The organism is Haloarchaeobius litoreus, assembly GCF_024495425.1.
In the GTDB taxonomy this organism is placed as follows: domain Archaea; phylum Halobacteriota; class Halobacteria; order Halobacteriales; family Natrialbaceae; genus Haloarchaeobius; species Haloarchaeobius litoreus.
On the sequence record NZ_JANHJR010000004.1, the window covers coordinates 301,706 to 322,545 of the forward strand.

The 20,840-nt window shown below is 68.0% G+C and carries 19 protein-coding genes; 10 read left to right on the forward strand and 9 right to left on the reverse strand.

Translation table 11 applies throughout. The annotated features are described in order from the left end of the window. Positions 1-24: 24 nt before the first annotated feature. Complete coding sequence (locus NOW55_RS19155) at positions 25-204, forward strand: DUF7563 family protein (protein WP_256401728.1); 180 nt, start codon at positions 25-27, stop codon at positions 202-204. Between the two features lie 27 nt (positions 205-231). Here the strand turns inward: NOW55_RS19155 and NOW55_RS19160 are convergent, their stop codons facing one another. From NOW55_RS19160 to NOW55_RS19180, 5 genes are all read right to left on the reverse strand, one after another. Continuing rightward, entirely contained in the window at positions 232-789 is a 558-nt protein-coding gene (locus NOW55_RS19160; protein ID WP_256401729.1) for a DUF7344 domain-containing protein, read from the reverse strand. 147 nt (positions 790-936) lie between these two features. After that, the gene (gene glmS, locus NOW55_RS19165; protein ID WP_256401730.1) at positions 937-2,751 is read right to left on the reverse strand and encodes a glutamine--fructose-6-phosphate transaminase (isomerizing); all 1,815 of its coding nucleotides are present in this window, start codon (positions 2,749-2,751) and stop codon (positions 937-939) included. 293 nt (positions 2,752-3,044) lie between these two features. Further along, the gene (locus NOW55_RS19170; protein ID WP_256401731.1) at positions 3,045-3,653 is read right to left on the reverse strand and encodes a DUF7344 domain-containing protein; all 609 of its coding nucleotides are present in this window, start codon (positions 3,651-3,653) and stop codon (positions 3,045-3,047) included. A 308-nt stretch (positions 3,654-3,961) separates the two neighbouring features. Further along, entirely contained in the window at positions 3,962-4,210 is a 249-nt protein-coding gene (locus NOW55_RS19175; protein WP_256401732.1) for a HalOD1 output domain-containing protein, read from the reverse strand. Positions 4,211-4,372: 162 nt separating this feature from the next. After that, a complete protein-coding gene (locus NOW55_RS19180) occupies positions 4,373-5,332 on the reverse strand; it encodes a glycosyltransferase family 2 protein (protein WP_256401733.1) in 960 nt (319 codons plus the stop codon). A gap of 166 nt (positions 5,333-5,498) precedes the next feature. Here NOW55_RS19180 and NOW55_RS19185 point away from each other — a divergent pair, with 166 nt between their 5' ends. Both NOW55_RS19185 and NOW55_RS19190 read left to right on the forward strand, forming a co-directional pair. After that, positions 5,499-7,220, forward strand: a complete 1,722-nt coding sequence (locus tag NOW55_RS19185) for a CARDB domain-containing protein (protein ID WP_256401734.1) — start codon at positions 5,499-5,501, stop codon at positions 7,218-7,220. A gap of 106 nt (positions 7,221-7,326) precedes the next feature. Continuing rightward, entirely contained in the window at positions 7,327-8,685 is a 1,359-nt protein-coding gene (locus tag NOW55_RS19190) for an MBL fold metallo-hydrolase (RefSeq protein WP_256401735.1), read from the forward strand. A 50-nt stretch (positions 8,686-8,735) separates the two neighbouring features. Here NOW55_RS19190 and NOW55_RS19195 read toward each other — a convergent pair whose 3' ends face one another. Next, positions 8,736-9,266 (reverse strand): flavin reductase family protein, encoded by a 531-nt coding sequence (locus NOW55_RS19195; protein WP_256401736.1) that lies wholly within the window; start codon positions 9,264-9,266, stop codon positions 8,736-8,738. A gap of 192 nt (positions 9,267-9,458) precedes the next feature. Between NOW55_RS19195 and NOW55_RS19200 the strand changes: the two genes are divergently transcribed. The 4 genes from NOW55_RS19200 (at position 9,459) to NOW55_RS19215 (ending at position 13,511) form a co-directional block, all read left to right on the forward strand. Then, a complete protein-coding gene (locus NOW55_RS19200) occupies positions 9,459-10,595 on the forward strand; it encodes a DUF1616 domain-containing protein (protein ID WP_256401737.1) in 1,137 nt (378 codons plus the stop codon). A gap of 2 nt (positions 10,596-10,597) precedes the next feature. Next, positions 10,598-11,188, forward strand: coding sequence for a metal-dependent hydrolase (locus NOW55_RS19205; RefSeq protein ID WP_256401738.1), 591 nt, complete (start codon positions 10,598-10,600; stop codon positions 11,186-11,188). A 98-nt stretch (positions 11,189-11,286) separates the two neighbouring features. Next, positions 11,287-12,396, forward strand: coding sequence for a Gfo/Idh/MocA family protein (locus NOW55_RS19210; RefSeq protein WP_256401739.1), 1,110 nt, complete (start codon positions 11,287-11,289; stop codon positions 12,394-12,396). A 320-nt stretch (positions 12,397-12,716) separates the two neighbouring features. Then, positions 12,717-13,511 (forward strand): ParB N-terminal domain-containing protein, encoded by a 795-nt coding sequence (locus NOW55_RS19215; RefSeq protein WP_256401740.1) that lies wholly within the window; start codon positions 12,717-12,719, stop codon positions 13,509-13,511. Between the two features lie 13 nt (positions 13,512-13,524). Here the strand turns inward: NOW55_RS19215 and NOW55_RS19220 are convergent, their stop codons facing one another. Beyond that, positions 13,525-14,502, reverse strand: a complete 978-nt coding sequence (locus tag NOW55_RS19220; RefSeq protein WP_256401741.1) for an NAD-dependent epimerase/dehydratase family protein — start codon at positions 14,500-14,502, stop codon at positions 13,525-13,527. 149 nt (positions 14,503-14,651) lie between these two features. Here NOW55_RS19220 and NOW55_RS19225 point away from each other — a divergent pair, with 149 nt between their 5' ends. Beyond that, positions 14,652-14,954 carry a DUF5789 family protein gene (locus tag NOW55_RS19225; protein ID WP_256401742.1) on the forward strand — a complete coding sequence of 101 codons (303 nt, stop codon included), beginning with the start codon at positions 14,652-14,654 and terminating at the stop codon, positions 14,952-14,954. A 22-nt stretch (positions 14,955-14,976) separates the two neighbouring features. Here the strand turns inward: NOW55_RS19225 and NOW55_RS19230 are convergent, their stop codons facing one another. Beyond that, the gene (locus NOW55_RS19230) at positions 14,977-16,551 is read right to left on the reverse strand and encodes a flippase (RefSeq protein ID WP_438266589.1); all 1,575 of its coding nucleotides are present in this window, start codon (positions 16,549-16,551) and stop codon (positions 14,977-14,979) included. After that, positions 16,454-18,361, reverse strand: a complete 1,908-nt coding sequence (locus NOW55_RS19235) for a hypothetical protein (protein ID WP_256401744.1) — start codon at positions 18,359-18,361, stop codon at positions 16,454-16,456. Before NOW55_RS19235 ends, NOW55_RS19230 begins: the two co-directional genes overlap by 98 nt. A 320-nt stretch (positions 18,362-18,681) precedes the next feature. Between NOW55_RS19235 and NOW55_RS19240 the strand changes: the two genes are divergently transcribed. Together NOW55_RS19240 and NOW55_RS20900 are read left to right on the forward strand one after the other, a co-directional pair. After that, positions 18,682-19,794 carry a DegT/DnrJ/EryC1/StrS family aminotransferase gene (locus tag NOW55_RS19240; protein WP_256401745.1) on the forward strand — a complete coding sequence of 371 codons (1,113 nt, stop codon included), beginning with the start codon at positions 18,682-18,684 and terminating at the stop codon, positions 19,792-19,794. Then, positions 19,791-20,834 (forward strand): Gfo/Idh/MocA family protein, encoded by a 1,044-nt coding sequence (locus tag NOW55_RS20900; protein WP_256401746.1) that lies wholly within the window; start codon positions 19,791-19,793, stop codon positions 20,832-20,834. The genes NOW55_RS19240 and NOW55_RS20900 overlap by 4 nt, the downstream gene beginning before the upstream one ends. Positions 20,835-20,840: the final 6 nt, after the last annotated feature.

Here is a 20,840-nt window from a genome sequence, read left to right on the forward strand (position 1 = left end):
AGACTGTCTCGGAGTAACCGAGCCATGGAACACGTACATCCCGACGGACGCACCGACCCGACGACCTGCGAGAACTGCGGGACGCACGTCTCCGCCAGCTTCGTCCGGGTCTTCGGAGACAACGAGGGGACGCTGCACCGCTGCTCTGAGTGCACCACGGTGAGCGAGCTGATGGACGGGCTGGGGAGCGACCCCCAGCGGTGAGAGCCAGCCGGTGGAACCGACGCCGCATCAGCTCTCACCTCGCTGGACGGGGATGCTATCCATCTCCTTGTTGCGACGACGGTTCGTGACGAAGTGTACTGTGGACAACATGGCGAACGCGACGACGATGACGATGCCCGCGACCGGTGTGCTCAGTGCACCCAGAACGGAGACGTTGGCGACGACGAGCAGGAAGAAGGCGGCCGACAGGCCCGCGAGCGCGATGTAGTATCGGTGCCACGGTACCTCTTGCTCGTCGTCGTCCGGCATGTACCGGTCGATCTCGCGGGCCTGGTCGGAGAGCTCGATGAGGCCGGTGTCGGGGTCGTAGGTGATGAGCCCGACCGACTCCAGTTTCGGGACGTGTGTCTGGTACACCGAGACGTACACCCGCTTGCTCTGTTTGTCGGTGAGTTCGTCCACGGTCGTATCGTTCTCCCACGCGGCGATCTGGTTGGCGAGGTCCATCAGCTCGATCGGATCATCCCGCTTCTGCAATCGTGAGAGGATGAACCGGCGACGCGAGTTGCTGAGGATGTCGAACACGACGTCCTGGGTCAGCTCCTCTCCCTCTGTTTCTGACATTACTGGGGATTGCGCCGCCACGTGTTATGTGGCCGGATAGAACGGTGTACGGTTGAAGTCGGCTTAGTTATCAAGCAGCTAGTTACCGTATGACTGTGATACTCGACTTCGACCACCCTGACTTGCATCGTTCGAGTACTCATCCGTTCACTCCACCGTGACGCTCTTGGCGAGGTTTCGTGGCTTGTCGATGTCGCGCCCGAGGGCGTCGGCGACGTGGTACGACACGAGCTGGAGCTGGACGTTCGCGAGCAGGCCGCGCAGACACGGTGCTGCCGCCGGAATCGGGAGCACGTCGTCGACGACGGCCGTCACCTTGTCGTGGTCCTGGTGGGTGATGCCGATGACCGGTGCGCCCCTGGCTTTCACCTCCTGGACGTTGCCGAGGGTCTTCTCGACGTTGCGGCCGGTGAAGACGGCGAACACCGGGGTCTTCGGCCCCACGAGCGCGAGCGGACCGTGTTTCAGCTCGCCCGCCGCGAACCCCTCCGCGTGCTCGTAGGTGATCTCCTTGAACTTCAGCGCGCCCTCCAGCGCGACGGGGTAGCCCTCGGCGCGGCCGATGAAGAAGTACGCGTCCTGGCCGCGGTAGCTCTCGAGCAGGTGCGAGACCTCGTTGGTCCCGAGGAGCGACTCGAACTGGTCCGGAAGCGCCTGGAGCCCCGCGAGGAGCGTGTCGAGCTGGTCGCTGTAGGAGCCAGTGCGGTCCCGGGTGAGGACCTCCGAGAGCAGCGCGAGCGTCACCACCTGGGACGAGAACGTCTTGGTCGCCGCGACACCGATCTCCGGGCCGGCGCGGATGAACAGCGCGTCGTCGAACTCGCGGGCCGCGGTCGAGCCGACCACGTTCGTCACCGCGAGTGTGCGCGCGCCGGCGGCCTGTGCGTACCTGAGCGACGCGAGCGTATCCGCGGTCTCGCCGCTCTGAGTGACACCGATGACCAGGGTATCCTCCTCCAGCGGCGGCGGGTTCGTCGCGTACTCGCCGGCACTGTGGACGTTCGACGGAATGCCACGGTCGAGGAGGAACTGCCGCGCGTAGAGCGCGGCGTGGTACGACGTGCCGCAGGCGACGAACTGCACGTCGCGGACGTCGTCGAACTCCCCGGGCTCGAACTCGTCGAGCGCGACGTACTCCCGGCTATCCGGGATGCGCCCCTGGATGCTCTGTCTGACCGCGTGGGGCTGTTCGTGGATCTCCTTCAGCATGAAGTGGTCGTAGCCCCGCTTGGTCGCGTCCTCGGGGTTCCAGTCCACGGTCTTCCGGTCCGGCGTCACGTTCTCTCCCAGCGGACTGCTGACCGTCGGACCGTTGCGGGAGAGCACGACCACGTCGCCGTCCTCGATGTACACGACGTCGTTCGTGTGTTCGAGGAACGCCGGGACGTCGCTCGCGAGGTAGAACTCGTCGCCGTCCAGCCCGAGGACGAGCGGCGACCCCTCTCGGGTCGCGAACAGCCGGTCGTCGTCCGCGAACAGGGCGACCAGCGCGAAGCTCCCCTCCAGTCTGTCGACGGCGCGTCTGAACGCGGTCTCGTGGTCGTCTCCCGCTCGCCTCGCCGCCTCGATGAGGTGGGGAATCACCTCGGTGTCGGTGTCGCTCGTGAACTCGTGGCCCGCGGCCTCCAGCTCACCGCGCAGCTCGTCGTGGTTCTCCACGATGCCGTTGTGGACGACGGCCACGCGCCCGCGACAGTCGGTGTGCGGGTGTGCGTTGCGGTCGCTCGGCTCGCCGTGGGTGCTCCAGCGGGTGTGGCCGACACCGAGGGTGCCCTTCAGTGACCGGCCATCCAGGGCAGCCTCCAGCGCCGAGATATCTCCCTCGCGTTTGCAGACGGTGATGTCGCTATCGCGGACGGCGACACCTGCGGAGTCGTAGCCACGGTACTCCAGATTGGCGAGGCCGCCGAGCAACGTGCCCACGGCGTCGTCCGTTCCGACGTACCCGATGATACCACACATCAGTCGACCCCACGACCCGCGCGACGGTCGGCCGGTCCGTGCTGTAGTAATGCGAGTGTGTACATGGTAGGGTATCCCCCGCAGTTTCACGGGGAACACGATACCGTAGCGTCCGCCAGTATCCGTTTAGTTATACGTCAGTTGGTGCGCTACAGTAACTAGCTATGTCGGGTAGCACGTTCCTAGAAGGAGCCCCGGACTGGCGGTCCGTGGTCACGGACAACTGATGGCGGTGCGTGCCGGGAGCCGCCGCCGAATCTCCCACACCGTCGGTGATTGGCGGCAGAGACCTGTCACTCCGACTGTCCTTGCGACAGCCGGCTGCCGTTGCTCAGCGCCAGCACCAGTAACGATGTGAAGATGACGACACCGCCCGCGACGACGCCCGGGAAACCGCCGAACGCGGCGAGCGCGTAGCCGACGACCGCCACGCTGCCGAGGACGACCGCCTCCCGGGACCCGTCGTTCTTGCTCGTATCGACGTTGAGGTAGGGTTCGAGCTGGTCGACGTTCGGTCCCTGCGAGATTGTACCGCGGTTCTTGTTGAACTCGACGATGCCCGAGTCCGCCATCTTCGGCAGGTGACACTGGTACAGGCCGACGTAGACGCGCTTGCGCTGCTGCGCCGACAGGGCCTGCTCGGTCGTGTCGTTCTCGATGGCCGCGATGTGCTCGGCGAGTTCCCCCAGTGCGACCGTCTCCTCGTCCGTCTCCTCGAGGTACTGCAGCACCAGTCGGCGTCGTTCGTTCCGGATGATCTCGAAGACGATGTCGAGCGGTAGCTCGCGCGCCGCTGAGGTAGACGCAGACTCCGCCTCGCCCGTGTTCAGCTCGTCCCCCGTTTTGGTCTCGGTAGCCGATTCTCCACCGTCTGTCGGAATCGTATCGTTCTGGGCGCTCATTTCCGTTGTTTCGTGGCCTCGTATCGTTCGAACTCCCTGTCAAATCGCACTAAATCTGCATTACACGGTCGCCTACCGCAAAGGGTGCGAGGCGATATTGCCACCGTTCGCCAGCGCTCCCAACCATGCGTACTATTGACAAGGGCACTTATAAAATTAATTCCACGAATCTTACCATAACCGCGTCCAACTGCTTCCGTCAGTGGCGGATTAATAGGGGCGATGCGGTGAATTACACCGTCGCGCCGCCCGCCCCCAATCACCGTAGTAAACGTGTTGGCAATAATCCATTATTGCCGGCGCTTTTATCAAAGACGCGTAATCTCGATGGTTCCATCTCCGGAGATGAAGATCCGGCATTGCTCGTAGAGAAAGGAGACGGAGAGTGTGGACTCCGCGGACCGTACTAGCGAGTCGAGCGCCTCGCAATCGACCGACGACCCGAGTGGGCCAAGTTCCATCACGTCCTGCCCCGTTGCTTCGGCGACCGCGACCGCCACCGTCGTCGCGACAGATTCGTCGCCGTGCTGTTCGAACCGAGTCTCGTACTCCTGCATGGTGCCCGCGTCACCGTTCGTAGTGCTTCCCTGGTTCATAGTTAGTCCCCGAGTGTCGCCGATGCCAACCACCACCCGCTCTTACTGTCAACGAACTCTACTGATACCGTGCCCGGTGGCGAATGCTCGGATACCTGCTATAGACTGTCCCCATACCTTAAATCACTCGGAATCCTTCTTGGAAGGTTCAGAGTTTATATCGTCGAGGTGACCGTTCCGTGCGCGGTCGAGAAGCATCGCGAGCACCAGCGCCATCATCGAGTTTCGGGCCAGTCTCCCCGTGCGCTCTGACCGTCCCAGCCCCCGGGCCAGGGCCGCGAGGACGATGCCACAGCATCCGAGCACATATAGGCCCGGGACGTCCCGCACGCGTCTGTCGAGGTACCGGACCTTGAGTCGCCAGATGAAGCTCCGGAGCAGCATCGCCGACACCCTGGGCACGTACGAGCCGAGCGAGATACCGCTCTGTTCCTCCCCGTAGGTGACGGGACGCGGAACGTCGACCACCCTGAACTCGCGGGCGTTCAGTCGAACGAGCAGTTCGTTGCAGTAGCCGTAGTACTCGTACAGGTTATCGATGTCGACCGTGTCGAGTGCCTCGAGCGAGATGGCCGTGTAGCCACTCTGGGGGTCACCCGTCGACCAGTAGCCGCTCGCGATCCGAGTGAGGAACTCGAGCACCCGGTTTCCGAACCGTCTGAGGCGTGGCATCCGGCGGATGTCGTCGTCCGAGGCGAACCGGTTCGCCTTCACGTACGCTGCATCCCCCGAGACGATGGGGTCCAGCAACCGGTCGAAGATCTCGACCTCCATCTGCCCGTCGCCCGCCATCACGACCGTGACGTCGGTCCGGTCCTGGCGTGCCCGCAGGTAGCCGGTCTTGATCGCACCGCCGACCCCACGGTTCCGCTCGTGGCGTATCGTGTCCACGGTCGGCCCGTCCTCGCGCTCGTTCCAGGTCGCCGCCGCCTCCCGCATCTCACGGAAGGTCCCATCGGTGGAGTGGTCGTCGACGGCGTACACCCTGTCGACACTGGTCGGAACCGATTCGATCACGTCGCCGACGAACCCCTCCTCGTCGTACGCCGGGACGACGACGCCGATTGTCTGGCCTTCGTACATGGTAGTTGCGGGACTCGTGGAAGGGGAGTCAGCCTGCGGCCATTGTTAGCCGGCGGTTGTCGGTGCAGGTCGCAACGGGGAGGACGGTCGACGACCCCGACACGGTGCAGAGGCGGCCCGCGCACGCGGAGCATAACAATGCACCGACTCCCCGCAGACCACTGCGATGTTCGAACCGGACACGTCCGCGGGTGACGAAGGGCGGGTCGAGGGGCACGGGCCGGCGGTGCGCCGGAGCCTTCCCCTGCTGGCCTCGCTCGCCCTCGTCCTCGTGGTCCTCCTGAGTGCGACGGTCGTCGGCGCGACGGCTGGCGGCGGCGCGACCGCACCGCCACCGAACACCTACGCCGTCGTCCAGGGGGACCGTTGCGTCGACGTCTCCCCCGTCACCGGTGGCCAGTCCGTCGAATCGGCGTACGACTACCGGAACCCGTACTCGAACCGGACCGCGAACGACTACAGCGCACACGGCTTCCGGCAGTACCAGCGCGACCGCACCAGCACGCTGTTCGTCTACCGGGGGCCAGGCGGGGACAGCCTGGTCGCCCTCCACGGCGAGCTCGACAGCGGCGGTGGGGGCGGCAGCACCGCCGCCTTCGAGTTCCAGAACCTCCCGGCGGCCGGCTCCTGGGCGGTCCAGGACGACGATTACCCCGGGCGCGACGACGTCTGGGACGTCGGGACGACCGAGACGACCGTCGACTGGAAGTGGGGTCCCGAGCGGACCGACGGTGGCGCGTTCCGCGGCATCGCGTCGGCCACGGAGCCGATCGTCGTCCGGCCCGCGTTCAACGAACGCGCACCCGCCTGGGGTCAGTGGGAGCACTCCGGCGCACCGAACCACCGCGTCCAGCGGTGGCTGCTGGTCGGCGACGGCGGCCAGTCCGTCAGCCTCGATATGACCGAACCGATACTCGTCGCCCCGGGGAGCTGTGCGGGGTTCTCGCTTCCGACACCGTCGGTCGGGGCGACACCCGCCGAGGTGCCTCGAAACCGGCCGGTGACGCTCAGTGCGAACACGGACGGTGGTGTGCCGGCCACCAGCTATCGCTGGGACTTCGACGGCGACGGCGCGGTCGACCGCGTCACGGACACCGCGACGACCGAGGTCAGCTACGGGAGCGCGGGGACGTACACGCCGACGGTCGTCGCCGCCAGCGCCGTCGGCACCAGCGAACCCGCGTCGATGAGGGTCCGGGTCGGCCAGTCGAACGAGCCCGCCATCAGCGTCCGCGGCGCGGACGCGGAGTCGGCGGTGGCCGGCGAGCCGACGCCTGTCCGGGTGGACCTCGTCAACGACGGTGGTGGCGAGGGCAGCATCCGGGTCGACCTGGTCGCGGACGACGAGCGGGTCGGTTCCCGGGAGGTGACCGTCCCGGCGCTCTCGAACGAGAGCGTGACGGTGAACGCGACGTTCCCCGAGCCCGGCGAGTACACCGTCGAGGTCGGCGGCGCGCGAACCGATGTCGAGGTGGCGGAGGCCCAGCCGGAGCTCGCGGTGTCGGACGTCGCGGTCGACGATCCGGTGCGGGTGGACGAGTCGTTCACGGTCACCGCGACCGTCGAGAACGTGGGCAACGCGGAGGGCGAGTTCGACGTTGGCCTCCAGCTGTTCGGGGAGGTCGTCGAGAGTCAGGAGGTCGTCCTGCCGGACGGCGAGCGCCGCGACGTGGCGTTCGACGTGACGGTCAGTGCAGCGGGCACCTACACCGCACAGGTCGGCGACCAGCGCGCAGAGGTCGTCGTGCGCGAGAGCGGCGAGTCCACCGACAGGCGGACGACGACCCCTGGCGGTGACGACGGTGGCACACCCGGCTACGGCGTCCTCGCCGGCCTGTTCGCACTCGCAGCCGTGCTGACCCACCTGCTCCATCGGGCCAGCAGGTGACTCCCCGCGTGGTGAAGCGATAGGAGTCGCCTGCAGGACCCGATAGCAGGCTGTTACCCCGTACAGTTACTCGGTAACAAAGCGACGAGCATCGGAACGCCGGCGTATGCAACTCAGACACCTGAAGTCGTCGAGCGTCGTCGTCGAGGAGGGCGACACCCGCGTCCTCTGTGACCCCTGGCTCGTCGACGGAGCGTTCTACGGCTCGTGGGCGCACTACCCGCCGCTGTCGTTCGAGCCCGAGGACTACGCGGACGTGGACTACATCTACGTCTCGCACATCCACCCGGACCACTGTCATCCGGAGACACTCCAGCGCCTCGACACCGACACGCCTGTCATCGTCCACGACTACCAGTGGGACTTCCTCGCGGACAACCTCCGCCGGTGGGGGTTCGACGTCATCGAACTCCCCCACGACGAGCGGATGCACCTCGGCGACGACCTCCACCTGAACGTGCTGGCATCCGACGACTGCGACCCCGAGGTCTGCGGGAAGTACTTCGGCTGCGGCTGGTTCATGGACGACGTGACCGGCGGCACCGAGGGGTCGACCCAGATCGACTCGATGGGCGTGTTCGATGACGGCGAGCACGTCCTCGTCAACGCGAACGACTGTCGCTGGCCGATGACCGCCGCCGCGTCCCAGCGGGTGCTCGACCGCTACGGCGAGGTCGACATGCTCCTGATGCAGTACGGCGCGGCGAACTTCTACCCGCAGTGCATGCTCGACTACAGCCACGAGGAGCGCCTCGAGGCTGCCGAGGAGGTCGCCGTCGAGATGTGCCAGGACGCCGAATCGTTCGTCCAGGTGTTCGAGCCGGACTACTACATGCCGTTCGCGGGGAGCTACACCCTCGCCGGGCCGCTCTCGGACCTGAACCAGTACGTCGGCGTCATGCGCCGGGCGGAGGCGAAGGAGTACTTCGAGGCGAGCGAGAACGTCCCCGAGGACTCGACCTGCATCCTCCTCAACAGCGAGGAGGCGTTCGACCTGGAGACCGGGACGCAGTCGGCACCGTACACCCCGGTCGACCCCGAACGGAAGCAGGCCTACATCGACGAGGAGCTCGCCGACCGGTCGTTCGACTACCACGACGACGAGATGCCGTCGCTCGCGGAGCTGCAGGAACTGCTCCCGGTGGCGTACGAGCACATGGAGGAGAAGCGCCGTGGCATCGGCTTCGAGAGCGACACGACCGTCCTGCTCGACCTCGTCGAGGACACGACGGCCGCGCTGTCGCTCCAGGGGGACGGCATCGAGTACCGCTCGCGCGACGAGGCCGCCGACGGCGAGGAGTACGTCCGGATGCGCATCGACCCGCGCCTCCTCCACCGCATCCTGCAGGGACCGGCGCACGCCCACTACAACAACGCCCAGATCGGCTCGCACGTCCACTTCGCCAAGGAGCCCGACATCTACGAGCGGCCGGTGTACTACTGCATGAACTACTTCCACGCCTAGGCCGGTCTCCGTCCGGGCCGAAGCGACCGTCCCGGCCGGTTCCGAACCCCTCAGGAGCCGACGCGCCGCCACGTTGGCGGGTCATCGGTCACGGTCCCCCACTCACCGCGACAGTAGGTGAGCGGCGGTGCCGACGCGTCGAGGACGGCGGCGTCGACCACCCGTCCGACGTGGAGTACGTGGTCACCGAGCTCGACCGCCTCGAAGTGCTCGCAGTCGAGGAAGCCGACGGCGTCGTCGAACACCGGCGCGCCAGACCGGCTCGTCCTGTGCGACCGACGGAACGGGTCGCCCAGATCGGTCATGTCCGCGAAGTGCTCGGCGAGGTCCCGCTGGTTTGCGGCGAGCAGGTTGACACAGAAGCCGGTCTCGTCGCCGACGAGGCGTTCGTGGGTTTCGCTCTCGCGGTCGATGCCGACCACCACGAGCGGCGGTTCGAGCGAACCGCTCGCGAAGGAGCTGACGGTGATGCCGTGTGGGTCGGTTCCGTCCGTCCCCGAGACGGTGAGGACCGTTACCGCGGAGGGGCTGTTCGAGAGGGTGGCTTTGAACGTCTCCGGGTCGACTGTCGTCCCTGCCATGAGGAAAAGTCACACACATTGCGGATTGTTATGTGCGCCGTTTAACCGGGGGGTGTGGCCGCTCTCCGATGACAGCGCCGGGTAGGCGTCTCATTACAATGCGACGGTCGCCCCAGGGAGCGAGATAGTGACCCGAATCGATAGCCCCCGCCCCTCATCGGGCAAACCGACGAGCCGCCATCGAGCCCGCCGATGAGCGACGCGCACGTCGGAGAGAACGCGCCCGCACGGGAGCCGACACGGGCCGAATCCGCGCCGCGGTACTCCTACGACCTCGCGCTGCTCGTCGGATTCGTCCTCGTCGCGGCCGTGCTGCTGGCCATCCTCGACAGCGTCCTCCTCCGGACAGTCATCGGCGTCCCGGTTGTCACCTTCGCGCCCGGGTACGCGCTCGTAACGGCGCTGCTGCCTGTGCGTGCGTCGGATGCGACGGACCCCGGGAGCCTCGACCGCATCGAACGCCTGGCCGTCGCCGTCGGCGCGAGCGTCGCGCTGGTGGTGCTCGGAGCGCTGCTTCTCGCACCGCTGTCTCCGGGTGGTCTCGCCGCAGTCCCGTTCCTGGAACTGCTCGTGACGTGGACGGTGCTCGGCGCAGGCGTGGGCTACATCCGCCGGAGAAACTACCCGCCGGAGCGTCGCGACGGCGTCGCAGATCCTCGCACCCTCGTCGCAGAGGGTCGGTTCGACCGCCTCGACGTCGTCCTCGTGCTGGCGATGCTGGTCGCGGTCGCATCGGTCGGTCACGGGCTCGCCGCGCCCGGACCGGACGCCTCGCACACCACCGTCACACTCGTCACCGAGAACGAGTCAGGCGAGTACGTCGCCGCAGACTACCCCCGGTCGGTGACCGTGGGCGAGTCGATAGACACCTCCTTACTCGTCGATAACGGCGAAGGAGAACGCACCAGCTACACCGTCGTCGCGGTGGTGGAGCGAATCGGTCCGTCGGAGCAGGTCGTCCAGCGGAGCCAGCTGGAACGAGTGACACTGACCGTGTCGGCGGACCAGCGAGTGGTACGCGAGCTCTCGGTGGCCCCCGACCTGCTCGGCGAGTCGCTGCGACTGAGCTTCTACGTCTACGAAGGCGAGGCCCCCACGAACCCGAGTCCGGAGGCTGCGGCCCATCATCTCTACCTCTGGTTGTCGGTCGAGGAGACCGGTGACGCTGCGGACGAGGCCGGTGACGCTGCGGACGAGGGCGTCGACCGGGACGACGAGGAAGGAGGTGACGAGGAAAGGGACGAAGCTGGAGAGGACGACGACGAGGAACGAATCGCTCGTCGAACCACCGACCTCGACACGACTGCGTTCGGCTCGGAGGGCCGCTGACCATGTGGCCCTGGGAGCACATCGCGGTCGCGTACCTGACGTACAGTCTGGGGAGCCGACTGGTCGGTCGCAGACCGGCTGCGACCGCCGCAGCCGCGGTGGCCGTCGGTGCCCTGTTCCCGGACCTGGTCGACAAGCCGCTGTCGTGGGTTTTCGGGGTGCTGCCGGGCGGTCGCTCGCTCGCGCATTCGCTGCTCGTCGCGGTCCCGGTGGTCCTCCTGGTCGGTCTGGTCGCCCGCGACCGCCGGGCGGGGGCGCTCGGCGTCGCGTTCAGCGTCGGCTACCTCAGCCACCTGCCGCTGGACGTGCTGGCGTCGGGGGTCTTCGGCGGCGAGTTCGACACCGGCTTCCTGCTCTGGCCACTGACGCCGACCGCGACGAGACAGCCCGACAGCCCGGCGTTCGTCCACCTGCTCGAGCAACACCGCGAGTTCCTCGCGTTCCTCACCAGCCCGGTCGGACGGCGGTACCTCGCGTTCGAGCTCCTGTTGCTGCTCCTGGCGTCACTCGTCTGGTGGCTCGACGGCGCCCCCGGACTCGGCTGGCTCCGGCGTCGTGCCGGTGGGCTCCGCAGACTCGTCCACGGCTCGTAGCGCGTCCCCCACCGCCCGCCAGCTGCTATCCTAGTCCGCCGCTACCGTCGTACTGCCCCCGCATAACGAAAGCCGTGCCACGGTCCATGGCAGGTAGCATGACGCTCACGACCGCAGTCGTCGGTGCCGGGACGGTCTCCGAAACCCACCTCTCCGGCCTCTCGGCCTGTCCGCGTACAGAGCTCGTCGCCATCGCCGACCTCGACAGCGAGGCGGCGCGGGCGGCAGCCCGGCGCCACAGCATCACGCCCTACACCGACCTGGACCACATGCTCGACACCGAGGACCTCGACTGGCTGCACGTCTGCACGCCGGTTCGGACCCACCGGGACATCGCCGTCACCGCCATCGAACGGGGGATCCCGGTGCTCATCGAGAAACCCGTGACCGAGACGGTGCGGGCCGTCGAGGACATCGCCGACGCCGCGAAAGCCCACGATGTGCCGGCGTCGGTCGTCCACAACCACCTGTTCGGGCCGGCGGTTCGGGCTGCCCGTGACCGCATCCAGGCCGGCGCGCTGGGGAGCGTCCGGGGTGTCGATCTGCTGTACACCGGCTCGACCCGCCCGGACGTCCCGAACCGGGGCGAGTGGAGCTTCGAGCTGGTCGGCGGCGAGTTCGAGGAGGGGCTGCCACACCCGCTGTACATCCTGCTCAACGTCGGCGGCTATCCCCGGAACGAGGAGGACGTGCAGGCCACGACCACGCTCGGCGGCGAGTACGAGATGGACTTCGGCTACGACGGCGCGACCATCCAGTACCCGACGGCCGACGGACGGCTCTGCTCGGCGACGATGCTCTCCGGGACCGTTCCGCACCGCTCGCTGTACGTCCACGGCGAGGAGGGGTCGCTCGTCGTCGACCTCGTCTCGCAGTCGCTGGTCCCACTGGAGCGCGACTACAAGGCCTCCTCGAGGGCCCGCGCGATGAAGAACGCCGACGAGGTCCTCGCCCGGGGGCGGTCGACGCTCGGGAACCTGCGGTCGGTCGCCCGACGCGCCCGGGACGGCGGCTGGGAGTCCGAGAAGGAGCTCAACGGCCACTACTACCAGTACGACGAGACCGCCAGAGCCATCGAAGAGGGCGAGCCGATGCCCGTGCCGCTCTCCGAGGGACAGTGGACGGTCCGGCTCCAGCAGTCGATCCGCGACGCCGCAACCGCGTCTCCGGAGAGCACCACCGAACACACCCTCGTCGACGACGAGTGACCGTGCAGCCCGCTGCTCGTGCGCCGGACGGAGGGACGTCTCGAAACGTGAGGACCGCAGGAAAGGGGGTGGCGAAGCGGATGATGGTGATGGATCCCCGCCGGGCGTGGGCGGAACGTGAACCCCGGAGTCGGTGGATGGGTAGTGACGACGTTCAGTCGCAGGGGGTTTGGGGGGTGAGAGACTGGTGACTCTCGACCACGGAGCGCCGCTTCACGGCCACCCCAGACTCTGCTTGGGGAGCGACCCGGATTGTTATAGAGTTGTTTTAGAGTGTCGCCAGAATAACATGACGAAAAACACGATGTTACTCCCGCTCCATGAGTGCACGGATTGAACGGGCGGTCAGGGCACTCGGCCGCCGGACGATCTCCGCGTACCCGTGGACTGCCCGGCCCCTCGGCCACGCTCGTTCGGTCTACGCCGGCGCGTACCTGGCGTGGGTCAGGGGCCGGTCGTACCTGTCATACGACGCACCTATCGACCCGTTCCGCGTGGACCGGATTCCACCGTCGGCGATCGAGCGCACCGCCGAGTTCTTCGACGATGCACCGAAGTACCGACGCGCTGGGCGCGTCGTCGGCGGGAACTGGGACCGGCATCCGGAACGGTTCACCGACCGGACGCTCTACCGGTCGTTCCGGGCGCACTTCGAGGACGGTGTGCCCTGGGAGGAGACGAGGTTCTTCGCGGAGATCCTCGACAGGATGGAGGACGGCGAACGCTGGTGGGGGTGTCGCTGTCGGGCCGACTTCGAGCGCCGGTGTGCGGAGCTCGACGAACTGTACGAGAACATCGCCCGCAATGGCGTCCGGTCCCAGGCCGAACTGCTGGGAAGCGACGGCCCGGAACCAGCCCGGAAGGACCGACCGAACGGGCTCGCGCGCCGCATCGAGGACGACATCGCCGTCCACGTCGGCCGCGACGGCGAGTTCCTGTTCTGCGACGGACGGAACCGGCTCGCCATCGCGAAGCTGCTCGACGTCCAGTCCGTCCCGGTCCGCATCATGGTGAGACACGAGGGCTGGCAGTCGTTCCGCGACGATGTGGCAGCGGGCCGTGTCGAACCGGGCCAGCACGCCGACCATCCCGACATCCGTCCCTTGCTCGGCTGAGTTCGACCCGCGGTCAGCTGTCCGGACCGTCGACGAGGCGCTGGAGCCCCTCCTCCAGCTCGAGCTCGGCCTCGAACCCGAGCTGCTCGCGGGCCTTCCGGACGTCCGCGCAGCTGTGTTCGATGTCGGCCGGCCGCGGGTCGTCGTGCAGCACGTCGACCCCACCGGGGACCGTCTCCTGGACGAGTCGTGCGAGCTCCCGCACAGTCGTCGTCTCGCCGGTCCCCACGTTGAACGCCTCGCCCGTGGCGTCGGTCCTCGCGGCGGCGAGCAGTGCCCGGACCACGTCGTCGACGTGGACGAAGTCGCGCGTCTGAGAGCCGTCACCGTGAATCACGAGTGGGTCGCCCTGCCGGGCGCGAGAGAGGAACGTCGCGAGGACACCGTTCCGATGCCCGGGGCCGTACACGTTGAAGAACCGCAGGGCGACGGCCGGAACGTCGTACCAGTCCTCGTACCGACGTGCGTAGCGGTCGGCGGCCAGCTTGCCGACCCCGTACGGACTGCGCGGTCTGAGCGGGGCATCCTCGGGGATCGGCGTCTCGGCGGGCCGACCGTACACCGCCGCACTCGACGCGACGACGACCCTGGCGTCCTGCGTCCGTGCCCGGTCGAGGACCGCCGCGGTGCCGACGGCGTTCACGTCGAGCGACCGCGTCGGATGGTCGAGCGTCGCCGGCACCGAGGAGTACGCCGCGAGGTGGAAGACGACATCCACCCCGGCCATCGCCGCCGCGAGGTCCGCTGGATTCGTCACGTCCCCTTCGAGCACCGCTGTTTCGTCGGGCAGCCCGGCTCGACGGTCGCTCGTCCCGGAGTCGAGCACTCTGGTCTCGACGCCCGGCGAGAGCGTCTGGACGAGCTGGCGTCCGATGAAGCCCGCTCCACCGGTGACGAGCACCGTCGCGTCCGCGAGGTCGGCTGTTCCCTCTGGCGACGATTCCTCCGCGTGTCGGCCCGCGCTGACGGCGGGGTCGTGACTCGACGGCATCCCCCGCACTGGCGAGGGCGGCGGGGTTTGTTATGCACCTTATTAGTGCTGTAACGAGTCGCATTCCAGGGTGAACGGTCCATCGGGTTTAGGCGTCCCGCGCGTCGGTCTTCAGACGACCGACCGAGTCGGTCAGACCCCTACCCACCATGCGCCCGAACGAACTGGAACCCTACCTCGGCTTCGCACTCGACTATCCCGTCGCCGACGACGAGGTCCGCCGACGCATCGGACTCGTCGAGGTGAGCGCCCCTGGCGTCGACGCGACAACGACCATCGACGACCTGCTGGCCCCCGCTGACGGCGCGTCGTTCGACAGCGCCACGGCCCTGTACGAACACCTCGTGTGCAACCTCGACGAGCGCCACGTCGGGCGGAAGTTCTACGACGACCGGGGTGGAGAGTCCCCCTCGTCGGGCGGGCCCCGCGACGAACGCAACACCTCCTTCTGAGCGGGCCGACCGTCGCCGGCACTCACCGGACGAACGTCCGGAGCTGCTCCACGTCGAGCAGCCCCGAGCCCACCCCGAGCACCACCCACACTCCGGCACCGACGCCGACGACTCCGAACAGCGTCGCGAGCCCACCGACGAGCGGCAGTGCGAGCGTGACGACGACGCCCATCCCGACAGCGATGACACAGACGACCGCCGCTCGCCGAACGAGCCGCAGCGGGCGGAGCCCGAGCTCGGTGTGGATGACGTACACGTTCGTCCCCGTGTAGACGGTGTAGGTGAAGACAGTCGCGGCCGCCGCGCCGACCGCGCCGTACACCGGGATGAGCAGGACGTTCAGGCCGGCGTTCGAGACGGCCATCGCGGTCTTGACGGTCGCCCTGGCGCGAGCGCGGCCCATGTAGTCGAGCGCGTCGCTCGTGATCTTGTTGACGGCGTTGACGAGGATGAACCCGCTGAACACCTGGACGACCGGAACTGCCGGCGCGTAGGCCGAGCCGAAGACGTAGACGACGGTCGGCCGGGCGACGAGCACCAGCCCTACACACGCCGGCACGTAACAGAGCAGGACGTACGTGAGCGACTGCTCGTAGAGCCGGGCCGCGCGCTCCCGGTCGCCCGTCCCCGACTGTTCGCCCAGCACCGGCGAGAGCGCGAAGCCGAACGACGCCGCCGGCATCGACACGATGTCCGAGAGCTGCTTGGCCACCGTGTAGTAGCCGGCCGCCGCGAGGCTCGCCAACGAGCCGACCAGCACAACGTCGACCTTCTTGTCGAGGACGTTCGCGCCACGCGTCGCCGTCAGCGGGACGGCGTACTCGACGAGGCGTCGGCTCAGCCCGGGCTCCATCTCGCTCGCGGAATCGGTCGGGATGTAGACACGCCCGATGAGCAGGACGGCACCGACCACCACAGCGAGGCTGTAGCCCGCGACGTAGCCAAGGAACGCCCCGTAGGTACCGAGTCCGAGGACGACCAGCCCCACCGCGAACGTCACACGAGCGACGCCGTTGACCCCGGCGGTGAGCGCGCTGAGGTCGACCCGGTTCAGCCCTTGGAACACGGCGTTGATGAACTTGAAGCCGGCCCGGACGACGACATACAGCGTCCCCACGAGCAGGAACGGGGCGACGCTGGGCTGCCCGAGCAGGTCGGCGAGATGGCGGTGGAAGACGGCGAGCGCGATGGCCACGACGAGCGTCGTCAGGCCGACGGCTTTCGCGCCGGTCCGGAGGACGTGGGGGACCTGTCCCGACTCACCGTCCAGGTACTCGTTCACGTACCGGGCCGTCGACTTCGGCAGTCCGAGCGTCGCGAGGATGGAGACGACCGAGAGCGCGGCGATGGCAACGTTGAGCAGGCCGTACTCCGCAGGTGTGAGGAGCACCCGGGCGAGCAGGACGACCAGGGCGACGTTGGCGACCTTGTCGAGAACGCTCGCCGCGAGCGAGGCGCTCGCGCCGCGCCGGATCGTCGCGATGGGGTCGTCCGACACGTCAGGCACACCCGCCGGCGTCCGGCGCTCCCTCAGCTCGTGGCCGGTCCGTCCGCGCGTCCGGTCCCGGGCAGTCGAGCGAGGCCGTCCCCGATTCACCGTCGTCCTCGCCGTCGCCGTAGAGGTAGTACAGCTCGAGGCCGCCGTTGCTCGACACCCGGTTCACGCCAGGGTCGGTCCCGAGCTTCTGGAAGCCTGTCGCGTTGTACCGAAGGCCGTCGAAGAGGCCCACCTCCCGTTCGTACGCGCCGCCGCCGACGGTGAAGTAGCGGTCCCTGTTGAACTCGTAACCCAGTCCGCGCTCGAACGTCGGCCCCGCGACGGCGTCCTCGTAGCCGGGGAATTCGAGCCGGTTCCGGGCCTGCTCGGTCCCGTACACGGCGTCGACGTATCGCTCTGGCCCGCCACGGATGCCGGTGAACTCGATGCCCTCCGCCCGCACGTCGAAGGCGTGTTCGTAGCCCTCGTACTCGAGTTCGACCACCTGCGAGTTCGACTGGTAGACGTACGGGGAGCCGAACAGCGCGGGCACCCCGAGCGGCACCATCGCGAGCAGCAGGCAGACCATGAGCACCCGTGCCGGGATGGGGAAGCGCCCGCCTGCGCCGTCGTCCCCGAGCCAGCGCACCAGCCCCACTCCACCGAGGATGGTGACCGGGACCATCAGCAGCCCCTGGTAACGGAAGTACATGTCACCGGGACCGCCGACGAACATCATCAGGAACAGGCCCGAGAGCGGCACGAGCGCCAGCCCGAGGTAGCGGACGAACTGGGAGCGTGCCGTCTCCGCTTCGGTCAGCCGGCCGAGGAACGCCAGCACGAGGACCGAGGCGGCGAGGATGGAGAGCACCACGTCGGTCAGGAACAGCTTCACGAACAGTTCGGGGACGGAACCGCCGACGGCGGTCAGCGAGGTCGACTTCTGGGTCACGACCTCGGAGCCACCACCGGAGCCGTACACGATGTTGTACGCGATGGCGCTGGTGTTGCCACCGACGCGCTGGAACCGCGGGGCCCAGACGAGAAAGGCGAGGGCGAAGATGGCGGTCTGGACGTACACCGGTCGCTGCCTCGCGGCCCTGCTCTCGGGGAACAGCACCCGGGCGACGAGCTGGATGCCGGCCACCGTCGCGAACACGACGAGGAGGTTCGCCGCCTGCTGTGGATGCACCAGAATCGCCGACAGCGACGCGAGCCCGAGCAACACCCCCACGGCGGTCGGCGGGTTCCTGACCGGCCGCCAGCCGTCCTGCTCGAGGAAGACGAACAGGAGGAACAGGACGAACGGTGCGTACAGCACCGCCTGGCTGGACGTGTGGGGGAGCATGTGCATGGCGATGACGTTGATGGGGACGAACAGGAGTCCGAGGAACGCCCCGACGAGGAGCCCCTCGCGTCGCCCCGAGAGGAGACGGACGGAGAGCGCGACGAACAGCAGGAACAGCGTCGCGAAGACGAGGACCGCCCAGAGCATCGTCAGCCGGAGGGTGGCCCCCGTGACGCTCCCGAGGACAACGGTGAGCTCGTGGACCCCGGGATAGAGGAGCTGGGTGGGCGAGAGCGAACCACCGGCCAGCTCGCGCGCCCAGCCGAGGTGGCTCAACGAGTCGCCGGAGCCGTAGAAGTAGTAGTTCCGGAGCAGTGGTAGCCCCGCAATCGTGACACCGGAGAGCCCGACCAGTCCGGTGGCCGCGAGCCGACGGCTCCGGGAGACACCAGGGGTGAGGCCGGCGACGGCCGCTGTCAGGAGAGCCGTGGCGATGCCGAGCCAGAGGGCAGCGGGCGTCGCGCCGTAGATCGAGAGCTCGTACCCACGGGCGGGGGAGCCGTGCGCGACGGCAGCCCCGAGTGCGAGTGCGAGGTAGCCGATGGCGAGCAGCGCGGTCCGCACGGTTCGATGGCTCGTCATCGTGCTGTTCCGACCCCGGTCCTGCGGCCGTTCGTCTCGCGTTTCTCCCCCCGACAGCCCGGCCGTGACCGTCGCGTGGCACTCGTCGCGACGAAGCGTAGCATACTGTCCCGCCCGTCGGCGAGTCCGACCTTTGTTATGCGACCGGTACGGTCCTCACGCCCCAGAGCAGGGGGCGAGAACCGGGCCAGGAGTCGACCTGCAGCTCGGTCGTGTCCCGAACGGAATCGGGCCCACGTGAGCGACGACTGGACGGTACCAGCCGCCTACCCCTGGCGGGCGGTCGCTAACAAACATCCCCCCTCGTGCAACTCGCGCACATGGTCGAACACGTCCCGTTCACCGAGATACACGTCAGCGACGACATCGTCGACCGGACGGCGTCCGTCGTGCGAAGCGGCAGGTACGTCGACGGACCAGAGCTGGAAGCCTTCGAATCCGAGTTCGCCGACGCGTTCGACGTCGAACACGCCGTCGGCGTCAGCAGCGGCACGTCGGCACTCTCGCTCGCGCTCCGGGCGGCCGGCGTCGATGAGGGCGACGCGGTGCTGATGCCCGCACACACCTTCTTCGCGACCGCGAGCGCCGCGATGAATCTCGACGCGAAGCCCGTCTTCGTCGACGTCGACCCCGAGACGTACGCCATCGACGTCGACGACCTGGAGGCGAAGGCCTCGTTCGCGGCACGACCGGCGGCGGTCGTCCCGGTCCACATCTACGGCCAGCCGGCCGACATGGAGGGCGTCCGCCGCGTCGCCGACGAGTACGGACTCACCGTCATCGAGGACAGTTGTCAGGCACACGCGGCCCGGTACGACGGCGAGTACGCCGGCACCATCGGCGACCTCGGCTGTTTCAGCTTCTACCCGTCGAAAAACATGACCGTCGGCGGCGACGGCGGGATGCTCGTCACCGACGACGCCGAGCTGGCCGACGCGGCACGACGACTGCGGAACCAGGGCCGGAACCCGGCGGGCGTCCACGTCGACCTCGGGCTCAACTACCGGCTCGACGAGTTCAAGGCCGCGTTCGGCCGGGAGCACCTCCAGCACGTCGAGGACTGGGGCCGGATGCGCCGCGAGAACGCCGCCCTGTACGACGAACGGCTCGCCGACGTCCCCCAGATAACGACCCCGACCGTCGCGGAGGAGTGCGAGCACGTCTACCACCTCTACGTCGTGCAGGCGGACGAACGGGACGCGCTCCGGTCGTTCCTCTCCGACCGCGGCGTCGAGACCGGTATCCACTACGAGCACGCGCTCCACCAGCACCCGGTGATCGTCGAGGAGGTGGATTCGACGCCCCGGCTCCCGGTCGTCGAGCGGCTCGTCGACCAGATCGTCTCGTTGCCGATGCATCCGTGGCTCGACGAGCGCGAGGTCGAACACGTCTGTGCTGCAATCGAGGACTTCTACGGGGGTGAGCGGCCGTGAAGCTCGCCGTCGTCGGCACCGGCTACTGGGGGTCGAACCACGCGCGCATCGCCGGCGAGTTCGTGGACGAGGGAGTCGTCGACGACGCCATCGTCTGTGAGGCCGACCCGGACCGGGCAGCGAGCGTCGCGAGCGAGCACGGGCTCGACTACGTCACCAACCACCGAACCGTCGCCGACCACGACGTCGACGCCGCCATCGTCGCCACGCCGTCGCCGACCCACGAACCCGTCGTGACCGACCTGCTCGCCGACGGCGTCCACGCGATGGTCGAGAAGCCCCTCGCGCTGTCGGTCGACGCCGCGAACCGCATCGTCCGGGTTGCGGACGACCACGACTGCATCCTCGGCGTCGGTCACGTGTTCCGGCACCACCCGGCGCTGGACGCCGTCCGCGAGCTTGTTCGACGGGGGGAGCTCGGCACCGTCTCGCACCTCCGGACCGCACGGCACGCCTGCCAGCCGGCCCGGCCGGTGGGAGCGCTCCACTCGCTCGCCGTCCACGAGGTCGACATCTACCGGTACCTGCTGGAGCGCAACCCCGACACCGTGTACTGCCGGCTCGACCAGGCCGTCGCGGCGGAGACCCACGACACCGTGACGCTCGTGCTCGACTTCGGCGACGTTACGGGCGTCGTCAGCGAGTCCTGGTCCATCCCGGTCGACGGCAAGCGGCGCGAACTCGTCGTCGTCGGAAGCGAGGCCGTCGCGGCAGTCGACTACCTCGACGATACCGTCGTCGAGCTGTACGACGTCCCGCCGTCGAGCCAGCCCGCCGGGACGCGCCAGAGCCACATCGTCGAGAGCGAGGCACCGGCCGAGGTCATCGACGTGGACGGTGACGAGCCGCTGAAGACCGAGGACCGCGACTTCGTTGAGGCGGTCCGCGACGGCCGCGAACCCGTGACGACCGGTGTCGACGGCACCTGGGCGGTGAAGCTCCTCGCCGACGCCGAACGATCCGCCGAACGCAACGCGGTCGTCGACGTGCGAGGGGACGCGATGGTCGAGCCACGACGCTCGGTCCGGTCGCAGAACTAGCCGACT